This window comes from Streptomyces sp. NPDC040545 (genome assembly GCF_055595065.1).
Genome location: NZ_JBVIWA010000009.1, coordinates 211535 through 234893, shown reverse-complemented (window position 1 = coordinate 234893; position 23359 = coordinate 211535). Strand labels below are relative to the sequence as shown.

At 71.6% G+C, this 23359-nt stretch carries 19 protein-coding genes and 2 pseudogenes; 13 read left to right on the top strand and 8 right to left on the bottom strand.

The window, feature by feature from the left end; all coding sequences use genetic code 11:
- The first annotated feature begins 135 nt into the window (after positions 1-135).
- From ACZ573_RS19855 to ACZ573_RS19840, 4 genes are read left to right on the top strand one after another with little or no spacing between them, the layout of a single operon-like run.
- A complete protein-coding gene (locus ACZ573_RS19855; protein WP_471305679.1) occupies positions 136-507 on the top strand; it encodes a tyrosine-type recombinase/integrase in 372 nt (123 codons plus the stop codon).
- On the top strand, positions 504-2948 hold the full coding sequence (locus ACZ573_RS19850) for a tyrosine-type recombinase/integrase (protein ID WP_471305677.1): 2445 nt from the start codon (positions 504-506) through the stop codon (positions 2946-2948). Before ACZ573_RS19855 ends, ACZ573_RS19850 begins: the two co-directional genes overlap by 4 nt.
- Entirely contained in the window at positions 2945-3529 is a 585-nt protein-coding gene (locus ACZ573_RS19845) for a hypothetical protein (protein WP_471305675.1), read from the top strand. The genes ACZ573_RS19850 and ACZ573_RS19845 overlap by 4 nt, the downstream gene beginning before the upstream one ends.
- Positions 3530-3568: 39 nt before the next feature.
- Entirely contained in the window at positions 3569-4066 is a 498-nt protein-coding gene (locus tag ACZ573_RS19840) for a hypothetical protein (protein ID WP_471305671.1), read from the top strand.
- A 219-nt stretch (positions 4067-4285) separates the two neighbouring features.
- On the opposite strand, the gene ACZ573_RS19835 is transcribed toward ACZ573_RS19840, so the two are convergent.
- Positions 4286-5296: a ribosome-inactivating family protein gene (locus ACZ573_RS19835; protein ID WP_471305668.1), complete on the bottom strand. Its 1011-nt coding sequence runs from the start codon at positions 5294-5296 to the stop codon at positions 4286-4288.
- A 342-nt stretch (positions 5297-5638) separates the two neighbouring features.
- Here ACZ573_RS19835 and ACZ573_RS19830 point away from each other — a divergent pair, with 342 nt between their 5' ends.
- The 4 genes and pseudogenes from ACZ573_RS19830 (at position 5639) to ligA (ending at position 11755) form a co-directional block, all read left to right on the top strand.
- The gene (locus ACZ573_RS19830; protein ID WP_471305666.1) at positions 5639-6433 is read left to right on the top strand and encodes a helix-turn-helix domain-containing protein; all 795 of its coding nucleotides are present in this window, start codon (positions 5639-5641) and stop codon (positions 6431-6433) included.
- A gap of 1759 nt (positions 6434-8192) precedes the next feature.
- Complete coding sequence (locus ACZ573_RS19825) at positions 8193-8570, top strand: hypothetical protein (RefSeq protein WP_471305662.1); 378 nt, start codon at positions 8193-8195, stop codon at positions 8568-8570.
- Positions 8571-8679: 109 nt separating this feature from the next.
- Positions 8680-9588: pseudogene (locus ACZ573_RS19820) on the top strand (APC family permease); the annotation flags it as partial.
- A gap of 103 nt (positions 9589-9691) precedes the next feature.
- Entirely contained in the window at positions 9692-11755 is a 2064-nt protein-coding gene (ligA, locus tag ACZ573_RS19815; protein WP_471305659.1) for an NAD-dependent DNA ligase LigA, read from the top strand.
- Between the two features lie 183 nt (positions 11756-11938).
- Here ligA and ACZ573_RS19810 read toward each other — a convergent pair whose 3' ends face one another.
- On the bottom strand, positions 11939-14110 hold the full coding sequence (locus tag ACZ573_RS19810; protein ID WP_471305657.1) for a TerD family protein: 2172 nt from the start codon (positions 14108-14110) through the stop codon (positions 11939-11941).
- Positions 14111-14242: 132 nt separating this feature from the next.
- Here ACZ573_RS19810 and cpt point away from each other — a divergent pair, with 132 nt between their 5' ends.
- Positions 14243-14764 carry a chloramphenicol phosphotransferase CPT gene (gene cpt, locus ACZ573_RS19805; protein ID WP_471305770.1) on the top strand — a complete coding sequence of 174 codons (522 nt, stop codon included), beginning with the start codon at positions 14243-14245 and terminating at the stop codon, positions 14762-14764.
- A gap of 54 nt (positions 14765-14818) precedes the next feature.
- On the opposite strand, the gene ACZ573_RS19800 is transcribed toward cpt, so the two are convergent.
- Entirely contained in the window at positions 14819-15391 is a 573-nt protein-coding gene (locus ACZ573_RS19800; protein ID WP_471305653.1) for an anthrone oxygenase family protein, read from the bottom strand.
- Between the two features lie 194 nt (positions 15392-15585).
- Here ACZ573_RS19800 and ACZ573_RS19795 point away from each other — a divergent pair.
- A pseudogene (locus tag ACZ573_RS19795) lies at positions 15586-16089 on the top strand (GNAT family N-acetyltransferase).
- A gap of 83 nt (positions 16090-16172) precedes the next feature.
- Here the strand turns inward: ACZ573_RS19795 and ACZ573_RS19790 are convergent.
- Positions 16173-17183: an AraC family transcriptional regulator gene (locus tag ACZ573_RS19790; RefSeq protein WP_471305650.1), complete on the bottom strand. Its 1011-nt coding sequence runs from the start codon at positions 17181-17183 to the stop codon at positions 16173-16175.
- A gap of 68 nt (positions 17184-17251) precedes the next feature.
- Complete coding sequence (locus tag ACZ573_RS19785) at positions 17252-18121, bottom strand: NmrA family NAD(P)-binding protein (protein WP_471305646.1); 870 nt, start codon at positions 18119-18121, stop codon at positions 17252-17254.
- A gap of 141 nt (positions 18122-18262) precedes the next feature.
- Here ACZ573_RS19785 and ACZ573_RS19780 point away from each other — a divergent pair, with 141 nt between their 5' ends.
- Positions 18263-18874: a GNAT family N-acetyltransferase gene (locus tag ACZ573_RS19780; RefSeq protein ID WP_471305643.1), complete on the top strand. Its 612-nt coding sequence runs from the start codon at positions 18263-18265 to the stop codon at positions 18872-18874.
- On the opposite strand, the gene ACZ573_RS19775 is transcribed toward ACZ573_RS19780, so the two are convergent.
- Both ACZ573_RS19775 and ACZ573_RS19770 read right to left on the bottom strand, forming a co-directional pair.
- Positions 18827-19156, bottom strand: a complete 330-nt coding sequence (locus ACZ573_RS19775) for a hypothetical protein (RefSeq protein ID WP_471305640.1) — start codon at positions 19154-19156, stop codon at positions 18827-18829. The genes ACZ573_RS19780 and ACZ573_RS19775 overlap by 48 nt on opposite strands.
- Before the next feature lie 81 nt (positions 19157-19237).
- Positions 19238-19732, bottom strand: coding sequence for a hypothetical protein (locus ACZ573_RS19770; RefSeq protein ID WP_471305637.1), 495 nt, complete (start codon positions 19730-19732; stop codon positions 19238-19240).
- A 301-nt stretch (positions 19733-20033) separates the two neighbouring features.
- Here ACZ573_RS19770 and ACZ573_RS19765 point away from each other — a divergent pair, with 301 nt between their 5' ends.
- Both ACZ573_RS19765 and ACZ573_RS19760 read left to right on the top strand, forming a co-directional pair.
- Complete coding sequence (locus tag ACZ573_RS19765) at positions 20034-20588, top strand: flavoprotein (protein WP_471305634.1); 555 nt, start codon at positions 20034-20036, stop codon at positions 20586-20588.
- Positions 20589-20937: 349 nt separating this feature from the next.
- Positions 20938-22827: an ATP-binding cassette domain-containing protein gene (locus ACZ573_RS19760; protein WP_471305632.1), complete on the top strand. Its 1890-nt coding sequence runs from the start codon at positions 20938-20940 to the stop codon at positions 22825-22827.
- Positions 22828-22918: 91 nt separating this feature from the next.
- Here the strand turns inward: ACZ573_RS19760 and ACZ573_RS19755 are convergent, their stop codons facing one another.
- Complete coding sequence (locus ACZ573_RS19755) at positions 22919-23236, bottom strand: ASCH domain-containing protein (protein WP_471305629.1); 318 nt, start codon at positions 23234-23236, stop codon at positions 22919-22921.
- Between the last annotated feature and the right edge of the window lie 123 nt (positions 23237-23359).

Sequence of the window (23359 nt, the reverse complement as noted above, 5' to 3'; positions counted from 1 at the left end):
CGGACTCCACCGTGCGGGGCTGTCGGATGGCCGGCTCGCACCTGCACGTGCTGCGGCGGGAGAACCCTCAACGGGGCGTGGGCCAAGCGCCAGCAGTCCGCTGCGCCGGGGACGGCCAAGCCGGTCGACTTCCTGGTGGTCCAGGCCCACGACCAGTACGTGATCGAGCGGATGGCACTGCCGCACGGGGCGGCGAGCGACTTCGTGCTGGTGAACCTGTTCGCCGAACCGCTGGGCGCCCCGATGAGCCCGGACGGCGTCACCGAGCTGCTTCAGCGGCTGTCGAAGCGGGCCGGGCTGTCGCGCATCGTGACCCCGCACATGCTCCGGCACGCGATGGCCAGCAACGTTGTGGACGCCGGCGGGAGCCTGGACGAGGTGGCCGCACTGCTCGATCATGCATGGCTGTCCAGCGCCGAGCCGTATCTGCACCCCGATCCGGACCGGTTGCGACAGGCGGTCGACCGGGTGCCCTCGCCGCGCGAGCTGGCGGGTGGACTCCGATGACCGCCACGCTGCCGGCCGCGCCGCCGGCGCCGGGGGCCACCGCGGAGGAGAGCGCGGCGTTCCTGTGGTCGCTGATCGAGCCCGAGTTCTTCACCGAGGTCGGCTGGGACGGCGAGCGGCGCGTCCTGACCGCGCCGCTCGACCACCCCATGTTGGGGATGCGGGCTTGCCCGGTGCCGGGATGCGATCTGCCGTCGAAGGCGCGCGGTCTGTGTCGGACCTGCCAGGACCAGCACCGTAAGTCGGGACTGCCGCTGAAGGAGTTCATCGAGCTCCCGCGCACCGCCTCGCGTGTCGTCCCGGGGCAGTGTCGGGTCGACGGATGCGAGCGGACCTGGATCAATTCCCAGAAGCAGCCGCTGTGTCGGTCGCACTGGTACCAGTACGTGCAGTCCGGCGGCACCCTGTCCGAGTTCCTCACCGACCCGGCGGCGCGGGCGCTTCCGGGCCTGGGCGACTGCGGAACGCTCGCTTGCACCCGCCAGGCCGTGACCGCCGTGGGCCACCGGCTCTGTCACCCGCACGGCAAGCAGCTCAACCAGCTCCGCAAGGAGGGGCCCGTCGACGAGCAGATGTGGCTGCGGACGGCACCGTCGGGCTGCAACGGCTCCGAGATCAGCTTCCGGGGCTTGCCGGACCTGGTCGTCGCGCAGCTGCTGTTCGGCCTGCAGGACCGCTGCCGGCGCGGGGCGAAGAGCGACGTGGGCGGCCTGCGCGCGCTCATCGACCGCACGATCCGCCCCTCGCAGGCGGGCCGCCTGGAGGACGTTCCCCGGCCGGGGGTGAACAGCACCGCGGTCATCCTCCTCAACCGGCTGACCGCCTACGCGCAGCGGGCTTTCAAGTCCCCCGAGGGCGAGTACGGCAAGGACAGCTGGGACCTGGCGGTCTTCGGGCACCGCGGCACGGTGGAGTTCACCGCCGTTCAGCAGCCGTGGTTGAAGGAGGCCGCAAAGCGCTGGGCTCGCGACTACCTGACCCGCGTGCGTTCCCGCAGCACCTCCTCGCACGCCCGCCAGCACATGACCGCGCTGGCCTTCCTGTCGCGCAGTCTCGACGCGCGGCCGGACCGCGGCTTGGACCGGGCGGCGCTGGGGCGGGCGGACATCGAGAACTACCTGAACCGGATGACGTTCCTGGCAGCCAACGGCCGTATCGCCGCGACGACCCGCGTCAGCTACGTCCGGGCCACACGCAACGTGCTGAGGCAGTCCCGTGTGATGGGCCTGACCAGGGCGGATGGCCCGTTGGCCGGCCTGCCCGACGACTTCGTGATCACCCGGCACGACGTTCCGAAGCCGCCGGAGCCGTCGGAGGAGGGCCAGGACCTGCCGCCGGAGGTGCTGCGTCAGCTCTGCGCTCACTTGGACCTGTTCGAGGAGATGACCTGCCGCGAACTGCGGGTCGCGGTGGAGCTGATGATGGACACCGGCCGGCGGCCGGAGGAGATCTGCAAGCTGGAGTACCACTGCCTGAGCCGGGACCGCCAAGGCAAGCCCGTCCTGGTCTACAACAACTGGAAAGAGCAGCGGATCCGCCGCGAGCTGCCGATCCACGAACCCACCGCCCGGCTGATCCGCGAGCAGCAAGAGCGCGTACGCCTCTTCTACCCCGACCGGCCGCTGTCCCAGCTGGCCCTGCTGCCGTCGTCGGTGATGAACCAGCTTGGTGCCAAGGGCATCGACGCCACTCACTTCAGCGGGATGCACCGTGACTGGATCAACGAGCTGCCGGCGTTCTTGCTGGACGACGGGACCATCTTCGACGAGGAGAAGGTCTTCCCCTACGCCTACCGGCACTCCTTCGCCCAGCGCCACTCGGACGCCGGAGTCCCCATCGAGGTCCTCTCACCCTTGATGGACCACGACTCCTACCAGTCGACCCGCTGCTACTACCGGGTCAAGGAAGTACGTCTGCGCGAGGCCGTCGACAAGGTCACCACCATGCAGTTCGACCGTCACGGGCAACGTGTCTGGGGAGCGGTCACCGCCTTGCTGGACGCCGAACGCATCCGCCTGGCGATCGGCTCGGTGCAGGTCCCCTTCGGCACCTGCTCCGAGCCGTCCAACGTCGCGGCCGGCGGCGGCGCCTGCCCCCTGCGGTTCCGCTGCATGGGCTGCGACCACTACTCCACCGACATCTCCTACCTCCCCGAGCTCAGCGCCTACCTCGACGGTCTGCTGCGGCAACGGGAGCGGCTGCGGTCGATGACCGAGGCCGATGACTGGGCCCGCGCCGAGGCCACCCCGTCCGAGGAGGAGATCGCGCGCGTCCGACGGCTGATCCGTCGCGTCACCGAGGAGGTCGACCAGCTCACCGACGCCGAACGCGCCGAGATCCAGCAGGCCGCGGCCATGGTCCGCCAGACCCGTCAGGGCTTCCTCGGCATGCCCCGCATCCCCCAGCCCCTGCCCGACCTGCGACCGGAGCGACCCGCATGACCCCACCCGACCTCGGCGTCCAGGCCATGCTGGAAGGCCGCCGAGCCGATACCGGCCGACGCCGGCAGCGCGTCCTCGCTGCCCTGGCCGAAGCCGCGAAGGACGGCTCCGAGACCAGCGTCGCGGCCATCGCCCGCCGCGCGGGCGTCGACCGCACCTTCCTCTACCGCCACCGCGACCTGCTCGGCCAGATCCACGCACAGGCCGCCGAGCCGCCCACCGTCCCCGGCGGCCGGGGGCCGGCCGTCAGCCGGGCCTCGCTGCGGACCGACCTGGCGGCAGCCGACGCCCGCACCGCACGCCTCGCCGCCCAGGTCCGCCGCCTCGAAGGCCGTCTCAGCGAGGTCCTGGGCGAGCAGGTCTGGCGCGAGTCCGGCATCGGAGGCCCCGACGACACCGAACAGCTCCAGGCCCGGATCACCACCCTCGAACAGCAGGTCGTCGACCTTGAGCTCAAGCTCCAGGACCGCGATGACGACCTGGCCGCCGCTCGCGCGGCCAATCGCGAACTGATGGCCCAGCTCAACCGAGGACGCGACCTCCTTCCGGAGGAAACCCCAGGTCACCGCCCGCTTGAGTGAAAGGACGCCATGGCGGACTCTTAAACGCAGGAGGCCACGATGCCGAACAAGCGCCCCCGCGGGCCGCAGCCGCACTGGCGGCCCAAGCGGGAGATACTCCGGGTCCTGACCGCGGTCGACGCCGTCCTCGACCGCTACCGCGACCACCTGCCCGTCTCGCTCCGCCAGCTGTTCTACGTGCTCCTGAGCGACGGCGTGCTGGAGAAGTCGGAGCGCGACTACAAGCGGATGTGCGAGTACGTCGGCATGGCCCGCCGATCCGGACGGATCCACTGGGACGTGATCCGCGACGACACCCAGATCGCCGTGGACGCCCCGCCCTCCTTCGCCAGCCCCGAAGACTTTGGGCAGCCGTGGAAGCGGCGGTCGACGACTACCGTCGACCGCCAGGAGGGCCAGCCCGTCCGGCTGGAGCTGTGGTGCGAGACAGCCGGCATGGCCCCCCAACTGACGCGCATTGGAGCTGAGTTCGGAATCCCATGCTTCGATTGTTATCTGGGGTTGAGTGCAAATCTTCGCAGATCAGCGGCCATCTGATCCGTTGAGGCACATGAGGCAGTGGGCGCTCCATTCCCTGCTGTGCTTGGTCAATGTGGCTGACGCCTGGGGCGTCGCGGTTTGTTTGGGGCGTTCCGCCGTCGGGCGGGCGTTGAAGGTGCGGGGCGCCTGCTCGCTTGCGGGCGTGGGAGTGCATGCGACCGGCCGGGCCCGGTCCGTGGTGGACTGGGCTCGGCCGGCATCTCGGCAGAGTGGCGGTTAGAGCTGTCCGCTGGCGTACAGGCCGAGGAAGGGGGTCAGGCGGGGCTGACCATTGGTGGGGTTCCCGATCTGGGTCACGTTGCCGTAGTAGCGCCCGTCGATCGTCACGCCCCGGTCGGTGCGGTGGGCCGCGGTGTTGTGCGCCATGCGGGACAGGTCGCTCCAGCTGGTTTCGAGGCCGGTGCCGAAGGCGCCGATGTGAGCCGGATAACCCGGGGCGTAGATGTCGCGGCCAGAGTAGATGCTCTCGGCGATGCGGTTCTGGATCCAGCCGAAACGGGCGGCCTCGGAGGTGGCCTGGATGATGTAGGCCATGGCCCGGTTCACCGTGGTGGAGTTGCGGTTGTCCGGCGTGGCGTTGGTGAGGTTCTGCACCTGCGTGTACAGCGTCGTCCGGTCGTAGGGCTGGTTCCCCCGCCACTCCGGGGGAGCCGACATCTGCTGGTAGCTGCCGTCGCCGGTGATCTGGTTGAACAGGGGGGCCGTCGCCAGGCCGTAGGCGTGGCGGATTTCCTCCGGCAGGTGGTTGGTGTACGCGCGGTCGGCCTGGTTGGGGCGGGGGACGATGCGGTAGTGCTGGCCGCGGGCGGAGAAGCCCAGGAAGTAGAGGTTGTCGACGTTGCAGTACAGCGCGAGGTGCGCACGTTGGCCGTCCGCCTCGTGGGTCCAGACCAGGACCCGGATGACACGGTTGCTGTTGGTCCGGGTCGGGGTGTCCATGTACCCCGGGCTGTTGCTGACGCCTGGCATCTGGTGGCCGGCGGCGTTGCGTAGCGCGTTCACCATGGCGTTGTAGTCAATTTGGGTGTCAGCCGCCCGCTGGCTCCGGTTCGGCGTATCCATCGCGTACAGGTGCCAGTCGATGGTGGTGAACCGCTGGCTGGTCTCGGCGTTGGCCTTGGGGGCGGCGGCCCCGAAGAGGACGCTGCACGCGGACACCAGGGCGAGCAGCAGGACCGCGAGCTGCTTTCCGGTTCGGCGCGTGGTGGATGTCGGATGCAGGCGCATCGGGTGGTTCTCCTGGAATGCTTGCGCGCGGGTGTGGGCCGCACGGCGAGGACCCCCGCGCGAGCGCCTGCCGCTGCGTCGGGGCAGGGGCGTCCTCGCGGGACGGATGGAGAGGAAGCGGCCGGCGTCCCGCCCGCCGGGCCCCTCGGGTCCCGGCGGGACGAAGGGTCGGCGGAGGAGGGCTTCCGGGTGGCTCCGGGGCCGTCTTCCTCAGGCTTCGATCCAACTCGGGCGGAGGGGCGTGAACCAGGCACTTTCACCTGCACAACTAGGTGGCGCATACTTTTGCCGGTTGGGTTCGCGGTTCGGCGGGGCCACGTCGAACACGGGAAGATCATCAGCATGGCCTCGACCACACCGGCCGACTACTCCTTCAGTACGCTGCTGCACGCCCTGCGCCGCCGGGCCGGGCTCAGTCAGGAGGACTTGGCGCACGCGGCCGGGGTGAGTGTGCGGGGCCTGTCCTACCTGGAGAAGGGCCGCTCCCGCGGGCCGCAGCGCCGTACCGTGCAGGCGTTGGCGACGGCGCTGGGCCTGGATGCGGCCGGCGCCCGGGAGCTGGAGGACGCCGCGAGCGCGGGCCGGCGCCGCCCCATCCGCAGCACGGACGCCACAGCGCCACCGCTCAGCCCGTCGCCGGACGTCCCGGTGCCCGCCCTGGCATCGGAGGCCACTGTGGACGCGCCCGATCTGCTGCCGCGCGCGCCGCGCGGTTTCCACGGCCGGGCGGGCGAGCTCGCCGCGCTGACCCGGGCCACCGCGGGCGAGGCCCCGGTGTGCCTGGTGGTGGGGCCCGCCGGGGTCGGCAAGACCGCTCTGGTCCTGCACTGGGCCCGCCACGACCCCGCGGGCCTGGCCGACGGCCGCCTCTACGCCGATCTGCGCGGTTTCAGCGACATGGGCGAGCCGTCCGCCGCCGAGGTTTGCGCGCGTTCCTGCTCGCCCTTGGCATTGCGCCCGAGCGGATACCGGAGTCGGAGCACGCCGCGGCCGCGCTGTTCCGCTCCCTGGCCGCCGACCGGCAGCTGCTGGTCGTCCTCGACAACGCCCGCGACTCCGACCAGGTCCGCCCGCTCCTGCCCGGCGGCGACCGCTGTGTCACCGTCGTCACCAGCCGCCACCGCCTCGACGGGCTGATCGTCACCGACGCCGCCCGCCCCCTGGCCGTCGGCGTCCTGCCGTCCGAGGACGCCACCGCGCTCCTGGCCCAGGTCCTCGGCCCCGACCGGGTGGCCGCCGAGCCGGGCGCCGCGCAGCAGTTGGGCGAGCTGTGTGGCGGCCTGCCGCTGGCCCTGCGCGTGGTGGCCGCCCGCCTGGCCGGCCGCCCCGATCGGTCCCTGAACGCGATGGCCGTCGAACTCGCCGACGAGACACGCCGCCTTGGCCTGCTGGAGCTGGAGGACATCGGCGTCCGGGCCGCACTGCGCCTGACGCTGCGCCAGCTTCCCGAGCATGCCCGCGCTCTGTTCGCCGCCCTGGGCCGCCACCCCGGCAGTCACGTCGACCGGTACGCGGCAGCGGCCCTGGCCGCCGCCGACCCGGCCGACGCGGAGACGGCCCTGGACCGCCTCGCCGAAGCCCACCTGGTGACCGAGACGGCGCCCGGCCGGTGGACGATGCACGACCTGGTGCGGCTCTTCGCCCGCGGCCTGTACGCCCACCCCGACACACTCGCGCGTGTCCTCGACCACTACACCGCCACCGCGATCGCCGCCGTCGCGGCGGCCGAGCCCGGCTCGGAGGACTGCTTCCCCCTGGTAGCCGGCTTCCACCCGCCCGCCGCGGTGCGCCAGTTCGGCGACCGGGCCGCGGCCGTGGCCTGGTTCGCCGCCGAGCGCGACAACCTCACCCAGGCCGTCGCCGCCGCCGACACCGCCCGCCTGCACGAGCGGACCTGGCGCATCGTCATGACGATGTGGCCGCTGATCGTGTGGCGGGTCCGGGACGGCTGGGCCCCTCTTCTGGAGACCGCGCTGGCGGCCAGCCGGGCCGACGCCGACGAGTACGGCGAGGCCCGGGTGCTCAACATGCTCGGCTGGGTCCTCACCGAGGAAAACCGGACCTCCGAGGCGCTCGTCCACCTGGAAGCCGCCCACGCGCTCGCCACCCGCGCCGACGACGCGTTTGCCGAAGCCAACGCCCTGATCGTGCTGGCCCAGGCCCAAGGCTCCCTCGGCCGCCTGGACATCGCCGCGGAGAACTGCCAACGCGCGGTCCAGCTCGCGCGCGCCGACGGCGACCGCAGGATCGAACGCCTCGCCACCCAGCACCTCGCCCGCCACCAAGCGGACGCCGGCCACTGGCAGCAAGCCCTCGCCACCGCCAACCACGCCCTGGACTTCGACTACTGCCCCGACACCACCGACATCCCCCACATCCTGCTGCTCATCATCAAGGGCGAAGCACTGCTCGGACTCGGCGACCGCGTCGACGGCATCACCGAGCTCGACCGCGCCGGCCGGGAGGCGGAGGCCGCCGGCTACGACGACGGCGCGGTACGAGCCCTCGGCGCCCTCCTGCGCGCGGCACCGGGAGCGGAGGTCCGGGCACGGTACGACACGGCACTCGCACGACTCACCGCCCGGGTCTGACCGCAGCCGCACCCTTACCGACGGACCGGGCCAGCTGGAACGCCGGACCTCGGCGCTGGAGCTGGGAGAACCCGGACATCAGCGCCGACATCGTCCATGCCGTGAGGCCTGCCCGCCACTGATGTACCTCACGTGCCTGATGAACCCCCAGATATTCACCAGCCAGGTACCCGGCCGGAGGTCAATTCTCATGTGCCTCACGGCTGCTGGGCACCCGAGATAACTCCGGCGGTGGGTTCGACGGCCTGGCCGGCAAGCACGACGCAGCCGTCCGGGCAATCTCCGGAGGCCGCAGAACCAGGATTTTGCACCTGGGTGACTACGACCAGAGCGGCGTCCACATGTTCAGCTCGCTGGCCGAGGACGTGATCGCGTTCGCCGAGGCCGCGGGTGCTGAGGTGGCGTTCGAGAGGGTCGCGGTCACCCCCGAGCAGATCGCCGCCTACAACCTGCCGACCGCCCCGCCGAAGGCGACCGACCGGCGCTCGTTCTCCGGCACCTCCACCACCCAGGCCGAGGCCCTGCCGCCCGACATCTTGGCCGCGATCGTGCGCGAGGCCATCGAGGCCCACCGCGATCCCGACGTCCACCGGCAGGCGCTCACCCGCGAGGAAGCCGAACGGCGCGTGATTCGCGAGGGCCTGAACGGGCGGCCGGAACCCGGCCCGCATCCCGCCGAGTGAATCCTCCGTCGGGCTCCGTGCGCCACACCTGTTGCGCACGCTATGGTCATCGCGACCGCTTCTGAGCTGCGTGAACTCGAACCGCACGCTCGTGGCGCCCCGGAGAAACGTCGGTGTCTTCGTCTACTGGGGCTGGGAGTCGGCCGTCAACCTCACCGAGGAGACGAAGGACCCCTCCTCCGCCCCGGGCCGGGCCGGCGTCTGGTCGACGGTGGTCCTTCTGGCCACCTATGTCTGCGTGGCCTTCGCGGTGGTCGCGTTCGCGGGCACCGGCTATCTCACCGCGCACGCCGATGACGAGGAGGCCGTCTTCGCCTCCCTGGCCCGCGAGGCCCTGGGCGGCTGGGACTGGATCGTCCTTCTCGCCGTCGCCACCTCGGCGCTCGCCTCGACCCAGACCACGATCATCCCGGCCTCCCGTACCGCGCTGTCCATGGCGCGCAGGCACGCCCTCCCCCGCCGGTTCGGTCTGATCCACGGCCGGTACCGCACCCCCGCAGTCAGCACCTGGTGGGTGGCCGGCACGGCCACGGTCTGGTACCTGTTCATCCACCAGGTCAGCGAGAACGCGCTCGCCGACTCGCTGACGGCCCTCTCACTGCTGATCGCCTTCTACTACGCCCTCACCGGCATCGCCTGTGCGGTCTACCACCGGCGCCTGCTGACCGCCGGGCTGCGCGAGTTCCTGTTCATCGGGGCCGGCCCCCTCATCGGCGCGGGGATGCTGATCTGGCTGCTCGCCGAGGCTGTCGTCGACATGGCGGACCCCGCCAACTCCTCCGGCGGGACGTCCTGGTTCGGCCTCGGCCCGCCGCTGGTCATCGCCCTCGGCCTGAGCCTCGCAGGGCTGCTGGTGATGCTCGCGCGGCGCGCGGCCTCCGCGGCGTTCTGGGCGGAGCGCCCGACCGTCCACGCAGGCCCGGCGGACCTGCCTGGCAGGACGGAGGCGACCGGAGAGGCGGAGCGGCCGACGGGAAGCGCCGCGGCGAGGGCGGCCGAGCCCGCAGGACGAGGGTGAACACGCGGTGGGCGTGCGGGCCGTGACGGCCCGCCGTCCGCCGGGAAGGGCCCGCGGTGGGCGGCTGGGGCGATTGTCAGTGGTGCGCGAGAGGATCACTCCCATGATGAACCTTTCCGCCGATCAGGCGCTGTCCAGCATGTCCAGCCGCTCCGCGTACGAGGCCGCGCTCGGGCGCCTGCGCGACGCGTCGGGGGCGTACTACGCCGACGGCGACAGCCCGATGGACGATGCCACCTACGACCAGCTCCGGCTCGCCGTGCTGGCGTGGGAGAGGGAGCACCCCGACGAGGCCGCCGCGGACTCCCCCACCGGGCAGGTCGGCGACGGCGCCGCCCCGGCCGGCGATGTCGCGCACACCACCCGGCTGCTCAGCCTGGACAACGTCTTCAACCCCGAGGGCCTGCTGTCGTGGGGCGAGTCCCTGCAGCGGCGGCTGGGCACGGCACCGGCCGGCGGGTTCACCGTCGAGCCGAAGCTGGACGGCGCGGCCGTCGCGGCCCGGTACCGGGACGGGCGGCTGGTGCAGATCATCACGCGGGGCGACGGCAGCACCGGTGAGGACGTCAGCCATGTCATCGGGCAGATAGAGGGCCTGCCCGAGCGGCTGCCGGTGCCGGCCACCTTCGAGGTGCGCGGAGAGGTGCTGTTCACCCAGGAACAGTTCGAGGCGGCGAACGCGATCCGCACCGCGCACGGCGCGCAGGTCTTCGCCAACCCCCGCAACGGCACGGCCGGCACGCTGCGGGCCAAGGACCGCCCGTACCGGCTGATGATGACGTTCTGGACGTACGGCGCGGTCGAACTGGACGGGGAAGCGTTCCTGCCCGTCGGAGCCACGCACGCCGAGACCCTGGCCGCGGTCGCCCGGGCCGGGGTCCGGACGACCGCGGACACCCCGGCCGGGCTGCACGTGGTCGCCACCCTCGCCGAGGCCCAGCAGCGGGTGGACGAGATCGCCGCCGCGCGCGCGGGGCTGCCGTTCGGGATCGACGGTGTCGTGATCAAGCTCAACGATTCGGCCGAGCAGGAAGCCGCGGGACTGGGCAGCCGGTTCCCCTACTTCGCCGTCGCGTTCAAGCTCCCCGCCGTCGAGCGGCAGACCGTGCTGGAGGACGTGGTGTGGGAGGTCGGCCGGACCGGGGTGCTCGCCCCGACCGCCGTACTCGCCCCGGTCCTGATCGACGGGTCCACGGTCACCCGGGCCACCCTCCACAACCCGGCCGACATCCGTCGCCGTGATCTCCACCTGGGCGACACGGTGACGGTCTACAAGGCGGGCGACATCATCCCGCGGGTCCAGGCCGCCGTGGTGGCGCTGCGCCCGGCCGGAGCGACCGAGGTGCCCCTGCCCGGGGCGTGCCCCAACTGCGGTGGGGAGATCAACAAGACGCAGGAGCGGTGGCGCTGCGCGCAGGGCGCGGCCTGCGCCCTCCCGGCCCTCATCGAATACGCCGCCGGGCGCGAGATGCTCGACATCGACGGGCTGGGCAGGACGTACGTCAAGGCTCTGGTCGACGCCGGTGACGTCACGGACGTCGCCGACCTGTTCACCCTGTCCCTGGAGCAGCTCACCACCGCTTCCGGCAGCGCCAAGCGGGCCGCGAAGCTCGCCGAGCAGATCGGGGCGGCGAAGGCCCGGCCGCTGAGCCGTGTCGTCTGCGCGCTGGGCATCCTGGGCACCGGGCGCAGCATCTCGCGCCGGATCGCCCGGCACTTCGGCACGATGGACGCCGTCCGCGAGGCCGATGCCCTGGCCATGCAGGCCGTGGACGGCATCGGCCCGGAGAAGGCCCCTGTGATCGTCGAGCAGATCGCCGCCCTGGCACCGGTCATCGACAAGCTCGCCGCGGCAGGCGTCAACATGAGCGAGCCGCGGGAAGAGACGGCGGCGCAGGACTCGGGTCCGCTGGCCGGGAAGGTCGTGGTGGTGACCGGGAAGATGACCGGAGCGCTCGAAGGCCAGGGCCGGGAGGCGATGAACGTACTGATCGAGAGGGCGGGCGGGCGCGCGGGCAGCAGCGTCAGTGCCAAGACCGCCATCCTGGTCTCCGCGCCCTCGGCGAGCGGCAAGCCCAGCTCGAAGGCGGTCAAGGCCGCCGAGCTGGGTGTCAAGGTCCTGACCCCGGAGGCCTTCGCCGAGCTGGTCGCCGACTTCCTGAGCTGAGCTGAACGCAGCTGCGCCGGCCCGGCCGGGGAGCCGGTGCACGACACGGAAAAGCCTCCGGCCGTCCCGCGTGCTGCAGGGACGGCCGGAGGTCTCAAGTCGGTGGCGAGGAAAGCGAAGAGGCTATTTTAGGAGTGTTGAGAAGGAAGCCCCTTCATGGCCTCGCCACGGCTACGTTAACAGTCAGGCGGGGATCAGGTCACGCAGATTTTCCGGGGTGATGATCCGCGACTGCGGGTGCAGCTTCTCGGGCCGCTCCAGGCCGATGTAGGTCACGGGACCCGCCGGAGCGTTCTTCCCGTCCCACACGGTGACGGTCGTCGCGCTGCCGGTCATCAGCTCGACGAGGTAGCGGATGGTGAGCTGCTCGCGCTCGACGACGGCCCGCATCAGCGTCGCGACCGTGACGCGGTTGTCCTCGACCCGGTTGTACGACGGAGACCCCGTCAGGCACAGGTGCAGCCACTTGGCGCGCCACCGGCCGTCGGACCCGCGCAGGAACACCAGCGGCAGCGCGACCCGGCCCGGACCGCGCAGATCCGACTTCATGCGCACCGTACGCGGTTCGAAGGGCCGTCCGTTCTGCTCGGTCCCGCGCAGCATGAACCCGAAGAACGACTCCTCGACCTCCTCGAAGCCTTCCCCGGAGTAGATGTTGACCTGCGGGACGATGCAGGTGGCGCGCACCGCGTCCAGCCGCAGGTCGATGAACTCCGAGGCTCCGTCGGCCGCGTCCGTGATGTCACCGGAATGCCTGCCACCGATCTCGGTCAGGTTGGTGTACGACAGCCAGGAGATGGTCGAGTAGTCGGTGTCCAGCAGGGCCGCCGACAGGTCGAAGTCGGTGCTGCGCGCGGTCTGCTTCCAGTACACGAAGAAGCGCAGCAGTTCGCCGTCGACCGGGGACACCGAGCCGCGCGGCAGCACACCGAGCCCGGACGCGGTCGCCTTGCCGCTGAGCGGCAGCGCCACGTCCAGGACGTCCGGGTCGATCAGCAGGTGGTCCGCGGCGGGCACCCGGCGGCGCAGCTCCGCGTCGATCGCGGCGATGACCCGCTTGCGCTCGGGCGCGAACACCGGCGGACGGGTGTCCTCGGTGACCCAGGCCCGGCCGGAGCGGTTGACGAACACCCGCTGCTCGCCGGTCTCCTCCGCGCGGTTGTGCAGGTGCTGGCGTACCGACAGCAGGACGCGGCCGGAGGCGCCCGGGACGGCCTGCTCGGCGGCGGCCACGACCGCGTCGCGCTCGTCCTGCGTGGGGGCGGAGCGCAGCAGCCGGTCCAGGGAGCGCAGCAGCTTGCCGGGCGCGGCCTTCAGCAGCTCGGCGGCGCCGGTGGGATCGAGCCGGGCGTGCAGTTCCTCCACCCGGCTGTCGAGGGAGCGCGCCGCCTTCTCGCCGCGGGCGACGGCGAACACGTCGGCCGCGTGCGGCCACTGCGGGTACTCGTGCGGGTGCAGCCGCTCGCCGAGCCGCTTCCACATCTCGCGGTGCGCGTGCACGTCGGCGAGCTTGGCGGGCGCCGTGCCGACGACCGCGTCGAGGCCCGCGAGCAGTGCCCGGCGCACCGCACGGGAGAGCCCGCGCAGCCGCGCCGGCTCCTGCAGGCCGACGTCGCCGCCGGCGAGCGCGCAGGCGAGGCGGAGCACGTCGGTGACCGTGTCCAGCAGCAGGCTCGCGCCGGCCTTCAGCCGGGCCTCGTTGACCACGGCACGGTTCTCCCGTACGGGGATCTCCTCGGGCTGCGGTCCGTCCGCGCAGTGGCCGGCGAGTTCACGCAGGTCCCGCAGGCCGTCCTCGCCCAGGGGTGTGGTGCTGCCCGCCAAGGCCAGGTAGAGGGAGGTGAGTTCGTCGTCCGGGGCGGCGCCGAGGTGCAGGACCGTCAGACGGTCGCCCGCCGCGGCGATCAGCTCGTCGTGGTGGGTCAGCATCTCGGCGTACGTGTGCCGGTAGTTCCCGTACGACGGGAGCGTGAGGAGGTTCACGACGCCGGTGCTCAGCTGCTCCAGCGTGCTCGCGCGCCTGTCGTCGTCGGCGAGCGCCTCGGCTATGCACTGCATCCAGAAGTCGAACGTGTCCGGCACGTTGGCCGGGAAGTCGATGAAGTACACGTTGTGCTGGACGTGGTCGCCGACCATCTCGCGGACGGTGCCCAGCGTCCGTACGGCGGTGTCGACGACCGCCCCCTCGGACAGTCCCGACAGGTGTGCGAGCAGCTGTGCCGAGAGCTTGAAGCCCACGGACATCAGCGCGGCGTCGAACTGCTGCGCCGCGACGGCGCCTTCCCCGGCGGGTCCCGTGGGGCGGGGGATGCGGTTCGTGTGCCGGAGGACCAGGGGGTCGAGTCGGTGGACCATTCGAACATGATCCCAAGGCCGTACGGGCGGCCGCACCCGGTTTTCGCGGGGGGGGGAGGAGGAGGGATCGGTGTCCGCCGAAACCTGTTCCGTGCCGGACGGGAAGCGGCCTACTGTGGCGCGGTGACTCAGATGATCATTCTCAACGGTGGTTCCAGCTCGGGGAAGTCCGGGATCGTGCGGTGTCTGCAGGCCGTACTGCCGGACCCGTGGCTGTCGTTCGGGTGCGATGCGTTCGTCGACGCCCTGCCCGCCGCGATGCAGGCGGCGCAGGAGGGCATCGAGATCACGGCGGACGGCACGGTGAGCGTCGGGGCGACGTTCCGGGCGCTGGAGGCGGCCTGGACGGAGGGGATCGTGGCGATGGCCCGTGCGGGCGCGCGGATCGTCGTCGACGACGTGTTCCTCGGTGGGGCGGCGTCCCAGCAGCGGTGGCGGAAGGCGCTGGGCGACGTGCCGGTCCTGTGGGTCGGGGTGCGGTGCGACAGTGCGGTGGCCGCGGGCCGTGAGATCGCGCGAGGGGACCGGGTCAGGGGGATGGCCGCAGCGCAGGCCGACGCCGTGCACCGGGGAGTGACCTACGACCTCGAGGTGAACACGGCGCACACCGAATCCCTGGAGTGCGCACGGATCATCGCCTCCCACGCCGGCTGACCGGGGAATCGCTTCCACGGCGAAGGGATTCCCCGGCGGAGGCGCCCGGTGCGATCAGCGCGTGGCGCGGCCGTGGAGCAGTGCCGCGCGGGCGAGCGCGGTGAGGGCCGCGGTGCAGAGCAGGGTGCGGACGATGTTCGTGGTGACCCAGGTGGTCCTGAACCGCTCGACGATCGAGAAGTCCGTCATCTGATCGACCGCGCCCGCGTCGGCGAGCTCGTTGTTGAGCGGGATGTTCACGCCGAAGGTGATCACGAGGACGGCGAGGTACGCGACCGCGGCCGCCCCCACCCACAGGGCGGTGGCGCGGCGTCCGCCGCGGTACTCCACGACCGCCGAGGCGACGGCCGCCACCAGGGCCAGCAGGAACACCGAGCCGAAGAGCGGATTGCCGTCGATGGCCTTGTTGAAGGCGCGCATCGCGGTGACGTACGTCTGCTCGTCGCCGGCGGCCAGGCCCGGCATCACCGAGACGTCGAAAGCGAAGAACAGCCCGGCCATCAGACCCACCAGAACGGTGGACAGTGTGATCAGGGTGGCGGCGAGCCGGGTGCTCCGCGGCCGGCCCGGTGTCGCCGAGGAGGCCGGCGGCGGGGTCGGATCGTGCGGCGTCGGGTTGATGGTCATTCGACTCTCGTCCTCTTCCAACAGTCAATACAGCACGGTGCGATGCAGTGCGGTGCGACGCGTTCTGAACACGAACGCCCGATCGTGACATCGTCTGTTCGATATTCCGCCGGGTTTCGGTGCCCCCTTGGGTGAATCTTTAGCCACTGCTGCCGGCTCCCGGAGAGCGTCGGAGCTGGGGATACGCTGGGATCATGCCAGCCCTGAACACCCCCGCACCGGGCCCGCTGCGCCTGGAGCCCGTCACCGCCGACAACTTCGACGCGGTCTGCGCGATACAGGTCCGCCCCGACCAGGCCCATCTGGTCTCCCCCGTGGTGAAGTCACTCGCCGAGGCGTACGTGCACCCCGCGACGGCCTAGCCCCGGGCGATCGTCGACGGCGACGAGGTCGTCGGCTTCGTCATGGCCTTCCACGACATCGTCTGGGACCCGGCCGCCGACCCTGACGACCGGCGCAGCGGTATCTGGCGCCTCAACATCGACGCCCGCCACCAGGGCAAGGGCTACGGCCGCTTCGCAATCGGGGCGGCCACCGAAGAGATCCGCGCCCGCGGCATCCGGCACGCGTACGTCAGCTGGAACACCGGCACGAACAGTCCCGAGCCCTTCTACCTCGGTCTCGGCTTCCGCCCCACCGGCGAACTCAGCGGTGACCAACGCGTGGCCAGGCTCTCCCTCGTCCCGGACCGGACCTGAGGGCTGTCCCGCAATCCGGCTCTCCGGGGAATCCGGACCCTCGGATGCTCGCTCTTCGGCGGCTCGCTCTTCGCAGGCTCGCCTCAGGAAACGGCCCGGCCGAGCACCACCGTGCCGCGCGGACCCTGCGCCATCGCCGTACCCGGCGCCGTCGTCCCTGAGCGGAACTCCCGCGGGCTGACCCCGCGGACCCGCTTGAAGGCGGCGGACAGGGCGAAGGCGCTGCTGTAGCCGACCTTGCGGGCCACGCTCTCGACCGTGGCATCCGGTTCACGCAGGAGATCGGCCGCCAGCGTCAGGCGCCAGCCCGTCAGATAGCCGACGGGCGGCTCGCCGACGACCTCCGTGAACCGGCGTGCCAGCGACGCCCGGGAGACGCCCACCTTCAGGGCCAGCTCCTCCACGGTCCACCCGTGCGCCGGGCTCTCGTGCAGCAGCCGCAGCGCCGGCCCGACCACCGGATCGCCCTGTGCCCGGAACCAGCCCGGGGCGCCGGAGCCGGGTGCCGCGAGCCACACCCGCAACACCCCGATCAGCAGCAGGTCCAACAGCCGGTCCAGGACCACCTCCTGGCCCGGCTCCTCGCTGGAGATCTCCGAGGCGAGGAGCGTGATCAGGGTGGAATCGGCGGTCCCGGCCGGCCTCACCAGGATCGTGGGCAGCGCGCTCAGCAGCCGGCCGCCGACCTCGCCCGGCGCCTGGTAGGTACCGCTCAGCATCACCGCCGCCCCAGCGCCGGGGCGGGCGGCGCCCCACGTCCGCACACCGAGCGCCATCGAATCCGAGACGTCCTCACCCTCCTGCGTACTGCACCGCTGGTCGGGCCCCACCGTGATCTGGACGGGGGTGTCCGGCAGGTTCGCGACCGTGTAGGGCGCGGGCCCCCGTACGACGGCCACGTCCCCCGGACCGATCCGTACCGGCTCGGCGCCCTCTTCGTCGGGCAGCAGCCACGCAGACCCCTGCACCATGGTCACCACCGACAGCGGGGCACGGTCCTCGATCCGCACCGACCACGGAGGGTCGAGCACCGACTTCAGCAGGAAGGCGCCCCGGGCCTGCGGGCCCGCGAGAAGACCGGCCAGCATGTCCATACGCACATCCTCCCCACGACGGAACGACACCCCGGCGCGAACCCGGGTGCGGGCGTGGCCGGTCCGCATCAGAGGGCCTTGAGGTCCCAGACACCGCCGGCCGCCGCCTCCCGGGCGAAGTCCGAGAAATCCCGGGGCGGCCGCCCCAGCACCTCCTCGACCCCGTTCACGAGGTGCGCGTTGCGCCCGTCCAGGATCAGGGTGAACAGCTCGGCGAACTCCTCCGGCAGCCCGTTCTCACGCAGCACCGCACGATAGTCCTCCATCGGGATCGGCGCATAGGCGATCTCACGGCCGGTCACCTTCGAGAGCTCGGCGGCCACCTCCTCGAAACTCAGCAGGCGCGGCCCCGACAGCTCGTACGTCCGCCCGATGTGCCGGTCATCGGTCAGCGCGGCCACCACCACATCGGCGATGTCTCCGGTGTCGACGAACGCCTCGACCGCGTCCGCCGTCGGCAGCACGATCTCGCCCGCCCGGACGGAGTCGAGGAAGAAGCTCTCGTCGAAGTTCTGGTTGAACCAACTCGACCGGACGATCGTCCAGTCCGCGCCGGATGCCTTCAGCCCGTCCTCACTGATCCGCGCCGCCTCCTCACCACGCCCCGACAGCAGCACCAGGCGCCGGGCCCCCGCCGCCACCGCCACCTCCGCGAAGCCCGCAACCTGCACGGAAGCCCCCGGGAAGGCGAGATCGGGGTAGTACGTCACGTACACCCGGTCCACGTCTTCGAGCGCCGGAAGCCAGGTCGACGGATCGTTCCAGTCGAAAGGCGGCTCGCCACGGCGAGATCCGACCCTGACGGGGCGCCCTTGAGCCGTGAGCCTCTCGGCGACCTTCCGGCCGGTCTTGCCGGTACCCCCGATCACCAGGGTGATACCTCCGGCGTCGGTGGTCCGTGCAGCGTTCTCGTACTCGTTCTTCGTCGTCTTCGTCATGACCCCAGTCAATTCCAATGACGCGAGACGCGACATAGCCGAAGAGCTCACCTGCATACGCGTGCGTCCACCGGCCCGTTCGGCGCGGGGACCCAGGGAAACCGGATGACAGGGCGGCAGGCGGGGAGGAAGACTCGCTGCGTGCGCGAACGTGTAGAAGTTTCCCCGGGTTTGGTGCTGCGGCGATGGGCCGTGCGCGACGCGGTGTCGGTGACGGCCGCGTTCGCGGATCCCCTCATGCACGAGCAGACCGGCCGTCCCATCGGTTCACCGGAAGACGCGCAGGAGTGGATCGCGGAGCGTACCGCCGAGTGGGAGGCGGGCTCCGCCTTCGCCTTCTCCGTCGTCGACGACGCCGACACGGTGCTCGGACAGGTGTCGGTCGGCGCGGTGAACCGGCTGCACTCGGTCGGCTGGGTCTCCTACTGGACGACGGCTGCCGCCCGGGGGCGGGGCATAGCCTCTCACGGCTGCCGGGCTCTCGCTCGCTGGGCGTTCCACGAGGCCGGACTGTTCCGGCTGGAACTGGGGCACCGGGTGAACAACCCCGGCTCGTGCAGAGTCGCTCACGCCGCGGGCTTCGCCGTGGAAGGACGGCAACGGCAGAAGCTCGCGTACGACGGCGTCCGCTACGACGTCGAGCTCCATGCCCGTCTGGCGACCGACCCGGAGCCGATCGGGGTTCGGGCTTTCGTGCCCAGGCCGTCAGGGGGACGGGCGGAACCCCTCGGACCGGTCGAGGTGGAACGGTGAGCCGGGGCTCCGGGGCCGCCAGCCGGTGGTGAGAGCGGTGCGGATGCTCTCGGCCACCTGGGCGGGCAGCACGGGGTTTCCCGGTGTTCCGCGCCAGTTGCCCGGGTGCGGCCGGTCGCTGGTGACCACCAGCGTGGTGCCTGGAGCCTCGGCGTCCTCGACCGCGTAGGCGAGGGGCGACATGACGAGTGCCTGGACGTAGGTCGGCCGTCCGCGCAGTCGCCACCGGTAGGTGGTGCCGTCCACGGTGATGAGCCGCGATCCCTTCTTGACCAGCGCCATGTCCCCGTCCTTCGTCGCTTTCCGGTGCGACAGTAGGGAAGAACGGCCGGCCGTGTCACCCACGTCTCCCACGTCGTCCCGTCAGTACACGAGCTTGTACGTGACGTCCCTCGGGACGGGGGACGGTGCGGTGTCCGTGTAGAGGAGCCGGATCGTGCTGAAGCGCTGGACGTCCGGGTGGCCCGGCCAGGGTTCCGGAGCGCTCAGGGTCACCGTCACCGGGTAGGACCGGAAGCGGCCCGCAGCGCAGTAGGGAACGCAGTCGTTCACCATGTCGGTGCCCGTGGCCGTCGCGGTCTTCGGCCCCCAGGTGTCCCAGGCCAGTCCGACGAGACGGTTGTTGCCGTCCCCGCAGGCCAGCAGGTACTCCTCGGGGCGTACCTGGGACTGCGAGAAGCAGTCGACGACCACGAGGGGCTCGGCCGGAGCCGCCACGGCCCGGGGGCTCTGCGCGGAGGCCGGGACGGCGGCCGCGGCCAGAGCCGCCGCCGCACACAGAATGGTGGCGGTCCGCACCCTGGACCGCAACCAGGACCGGGGTGCACGAATGAGCCGGCCGTCTTCTGAGGTTTCCACGAGGCCCTCCTCGCCCTTGTGTCCCGCTGTCGGCGGTGCGGCTTAACCCAGCTTCCCCCATCCGGGCGGGCCCCGCACGCGCAGGAGCGGGACCCCTGCGCTCCCTGGACGAAGCGTCCGTGGCGGCCGCCGCGTCTGCTGCTGCCGCCCCTGCCGCATGGCCGTGGACCCCCGGCCGGCCGTCGCGGTACGTCCGCCGGGCGCCGTGGGTCCCGTGCCATGAGTCCGGTTGCGGTGCCGGCGGAACCGGCCGTGCTCAGGCAGGCGTGATCCCGCTCGAACCATGTGATCATATTGCGGCATGACCACGAAGACTCTTCACCTGCTCTGCTCCGCCGCCCCGCCCGTCTTCGACGTAGCCCGGGTCATCGAGGACGCCCAGGCACGGGGCTGGGACGTGTGCCTCGGCCTCACTCCCACCGCGGCGCACTGGCTCTCCGAGAGCCTCGACGGACTCGCCGCCCTCACCGGCCATCCCGTCCGCTGGCAGTACAAACTTCCCGGCCAACCCGACATATGGCCCGCGGCCGACGCCCTCCTCTTCGCACCCGCGACCTTCAACACCATCAACGCGTGGGCCCTCGGCCTGACCGACAACCTCGTCGTCGGCCTCGCCGCCGAAGCGACCGGCAAGCGCACGCCGGTCATCGCGATGCCGTGCACCAACACCGCCCTCGCGGCCCACCCCCAGTTCGAAATCTCCCTGAACACCCTGCGCAACGCCGGAGTCGAACTCCTGCACGGCGAAACCGGATACACCCCCGACCCCGCCGACCCCGACGCCCCGATGCACTTCCCCTGGCCCACCGCGATCAACGCCCTGGGCGCCCTCGAGCACGCCGTGCCCCAGACGTAGAGCCGCCGGGCGAGGTCCTCGTCCGGCCCCCCGGGGCCACGCCTCGGACCCGCAAGCGATTTCCGGTGAGCCGACCCCCGGACCGGCGGGTTCCGGCCAACCTGCCGTCCGTCTCCGCCCGGAAGCCCGGCGGCGCCCGAACACGATCAGCGGCCACGGCTGGGGAGCCGTCACCGCGAGGTCGGCCAGATCCCGCTGCTCCGGCCTTCGGCCTGCGCTGTACTCACTGCCTCCAGTTCCCGCGACCACGCAGCCGCCCTCCGCACACCGCGGGGAAGGGCTTCTCCGGCATGCGCTGCGAGCGGTGAACCGGCCTTCAAGACAACCCAGTTGAAGGAGAGGCAGCAGCATGACCGAGCAGCGGACCGAGCACCGGAAGACCGCCGCACCACCCGCCCCGGCCCCGCCGGAGTTCAAGTACACCTGGGGCCAGCACAACGAGACCATGGAGGCGCTGTCGCTCGGGCAGATGGCCCGCCGCGTTCCCTCCGCCCTCCGGCAGACCGCGCGGCTCGCGCTCGCCGTCAACCGCACCGCGTTCCACGTACTGGTCACCGCCCAGATCCTCGGCGGGATCTGCACGGCGGCAGCACTCGCGGCGATCTCGCGGGCGATGGTCCCGCTCCTGACCGGGGACGGCATCGAGGAACGGATCTCGGCGGCGGCCTGGCCGCTGGTCATCGCGGCCGCCATGACGGCGCTCGGCGCGCTGGCCTCCATCGCCTCGGGCAGCGCGGCCCGCCGTCTGAATCCCGGCATGGCCACCCTCGCCGATCTCGCCATGGTCGACGCCCACATGGACGTCGAACTCGCCGCGTACGACGCTCCCGACTTCACCGAGCGCTCCGAGGCCGCCGAGACCGGCTCCGCCCGCTCCGCCATGCTGCTGCAGGACGCCCTCGGCTTCACCGGCGGCCTGATCGACATGCTCGCCGTGGCGTCCGTCCTCGCCGTGGTCCACCCCGTGCTGCTGCCGCTGCTCCTGCTGTCGGTGGTCCCCCGCGGCCTCGGCTCGGTCTACGCCGCCCGCCTCGACTACCGCCTCCACAACCAGACGATCGCCTCCCGCAACATCAAGCACATGATGCGCTGGCACCTGACCACCCCGAAGCTCGCCGACGAGCTGCGCGGCAACAGCATGCGTCCGTACGCCCACCACTGGTACGCGGCGGTCTGCGAACGCATCGACGCGCGGATGGTCAGTTCCGCGCCCCGCTACCTCACGGTCTATCTGATCGCCGCCGCCGCGTCGGGGGTGTTCGTCGTGGCGACCTACGGGGCCCTCGCCGGGCTGGTCGTCGGCGGGTACATGGCGATCGCCGCCGCCGGCACGGCGATCGTCGCCATGCGGACCTCCACCGCCGCCCTCTCGCAGCTCGTCGTCTACGGGGCGGCCATGTTCCAGCACGCCCTCTACCTCGGCGACTACACCACCTTCGTCGCCGAGGCCGCCGAGAAGTCCGGTCCGCGCGGCCCGCAGGTCGTGGAGGCCGCGCCGGAGAAGATCCGCCTGGAGGAGGCCACGTACACCTACCCCGGCAAGGACACCCCCTCGCTCGGACCGGTCTCGCTGACCCTGTCGCGGGGCGAGGTCATCGCCGTCGTCGGGGAGAACGGCGCGGGCAAGTCCACGCTGATCCGGCTGCTGACCTCGCTGACCGTCCCGACGTCCGGCATCGTCTCCTGGGACGGGGTCCCGACCTCCGACGCCGACCAGCGTTCCGCCTGGCAGCACGTCGGCCTCGTCACGCAGTCCTACGGTTACTGGCCCTTCTCCGCCCGGGAGAACATCACCCTCGGCCAGCCCGACCCGCGCGGCGAGGAGGCCGTCTGGGACGCCCTGGACGCGGTCGGCATGCGGACGGCCGTCCAGGAGTTCCCGGACGGCCTGGACACCCTGCTGGCCCGCTCGATCTGGGGCGGGCACGAGCCTTCCGGCGGCCAGTGGCAGCGCCTGGCGTGCGGGCGGGCGTTCCACCGGAAGCCGGGGCTGCTGGTCATGGACGAACCGACGTCGGCCATGGACCCGCGCGGTGAGCACATGGTGTTCTCCGGACTGCGGGACATGAAGGACGACCGGATCACGGTGATCGTCACCCACCGGATGGAGAACTGCCGCCTCGCCGACCGGATCATCGTCCTCGACTCCGGCCGGATCACGGAGCAGGGCGGTTACGAGGAGTTGGTGCGCCTGGACGGCTCCTTCGCCGAGCTGGTCCGCCTCTCCCAGGACCGGTAGCCCGGTGGCGTCCGGGGGACGCGCCGCGCGTCCCCCGAACCCATGGCCTCGGCGAGGGCGCCTCCCGGCGTGGCCGCCCGAGGCCGCCCGCTCAGTCCACCGGCCGGAAGTGCACGACGGTGATGTGGTCGGCCGGTCCGATGTCGGGGTAGTGGTACCGGAGCCTGCCGTGGAGCTCGGTCAGGTCACGGAAGCCGTCCGCCCGGGCGTCCAGCTCGCTGAGCTCGGCGACCGTCTTCTCGGTGAGCTGCGTGACGACGCCCGGCAGGGCCACCTCCTCGTCCAGTTCGAACACCAGGCTGACGGGGCCCACCTCCACCGGGTCACGGAAGCGGACGGTGGTCGTCTTCCGGCCGGCCCGCACGGCGTCGAGGTAGTCGGGATGGAAGTACAGGGACTGCGAGTTCATCAAGGCACTCTAGCGCGGCGGGCAAATCCTCGAGTGGCCTGCTGCCCGCGCGCCGGGTCGATCACGGAGTGCCGTTTGGGTAGGGTTCATCCCGAATTTGTTCGCGACCTGAACTCGATGGAG

Bases quoted from the DNA above. Each gene is read 5' to 3' on its own strand.
- ACZ573_RS19850 (WP_471305677.1), top strand. From the start codon at position 504: ATGACCGCCACGCTGCCGGCCGCGCCGCCGGCGCCGGGGGCCACCGCG.
- ACZ573_RS19845 (WP_471305675.1), top strand. From the start codon at position 2,945: ATGACCCCACCCGACCTCGGCGTCCAGGCCATGCTGGAAGGCCGCCGA.
- ACZ573_RS19840 (WP_471305671.1), top strand. From the start codon at position 3,569: ATGCCGAACAAGCGCCCCCGCGGGCCGCAGCCGCACTGGCGGCCCAAG.
- ACZ573_RS19835 (WP_471305668.1), bottom strand. From the start codon at position 5,296: ATGCGCCTGCATCCGACATCCACCACGCGCCGAACCGGAAAGCAGCTC.
- ACZ573_RS19830 (WP_471305666.1), top strand. From the start codon at position 5,639: ATGGCCTCGACCACACCGGCCGACTACTCCTTCAGTACGCTGCTGCAC.
- ligA (WP_471305659.1), top strand. From the start codon at position 9,692: ATGATGAACCTTTCCGCCGATCAGGCGCTGTCCAGCATGTCCAGCCGC.
- ACZ573_RS19810 (WP_471305657.1), bottom strand. From the start codon at position 14,110: ATGGTCCACCGACTCGACCCCCTGGTCCTCCGGCACACGAACCGCATC.
- cpt (WP_471305770.1), top strand. From the start codon at position 14,243: ATGATCATTCTCAACGGTGGTTCCAGCTCGGGGAAGTCCGGGATCGTG.
- ACZ573_RS19800 (WP_471305653.1), bottom strand. From the start codon at position 15,391: ATGACCATCAACCCGACGCCGCACGATCCGACCCCGCCGCCGGCCTCC.
- ACZ573_RS19790 (WP_471305650.1), bottom strand. From the start codon at position 17,183: ATGGACATGCTGGCCGGTCTTCTCGCGGGCCCGCAGGCCCGGGGCGCC.
- ACZ573_RS19785 (WP_471305646.1), bottom strand. From the start codon at position 18,121: ATGACGAAGACGACGAAGAACGAGTACGAGAACGCTGCACGGACCACC.
- ACZ573_RS19775 (WP_471305640.1), bottom strand. From the start codon at position 19,156: ATGGCGCTGGTCAAGAAGGGATCGCGGCTCATCACCGTGGACGGCACC.
- ACZ573_RS19765 (WP_471305634.1), top strand. From the start codon at position 20,034: ATGACCACGAAGACTCTTCACCTGCTCTGCTCCGCCGCCCCGCCCGTC.
- ACZ573_RS19760 (WP_471305632.1), top strand. From the start codon at position 20,938: ATGACCGAGCAGCGGACCGAGCACCGGAAGACCGCCGCACCACCCGCC.
- ACZ573_RS19755 (WP_471305629.1), bottom strand. From the start codon at position 23,236: ATGAACTCGCAGTCCCTGTACTTCCATCCCGACTACCTCGACGCCGTG.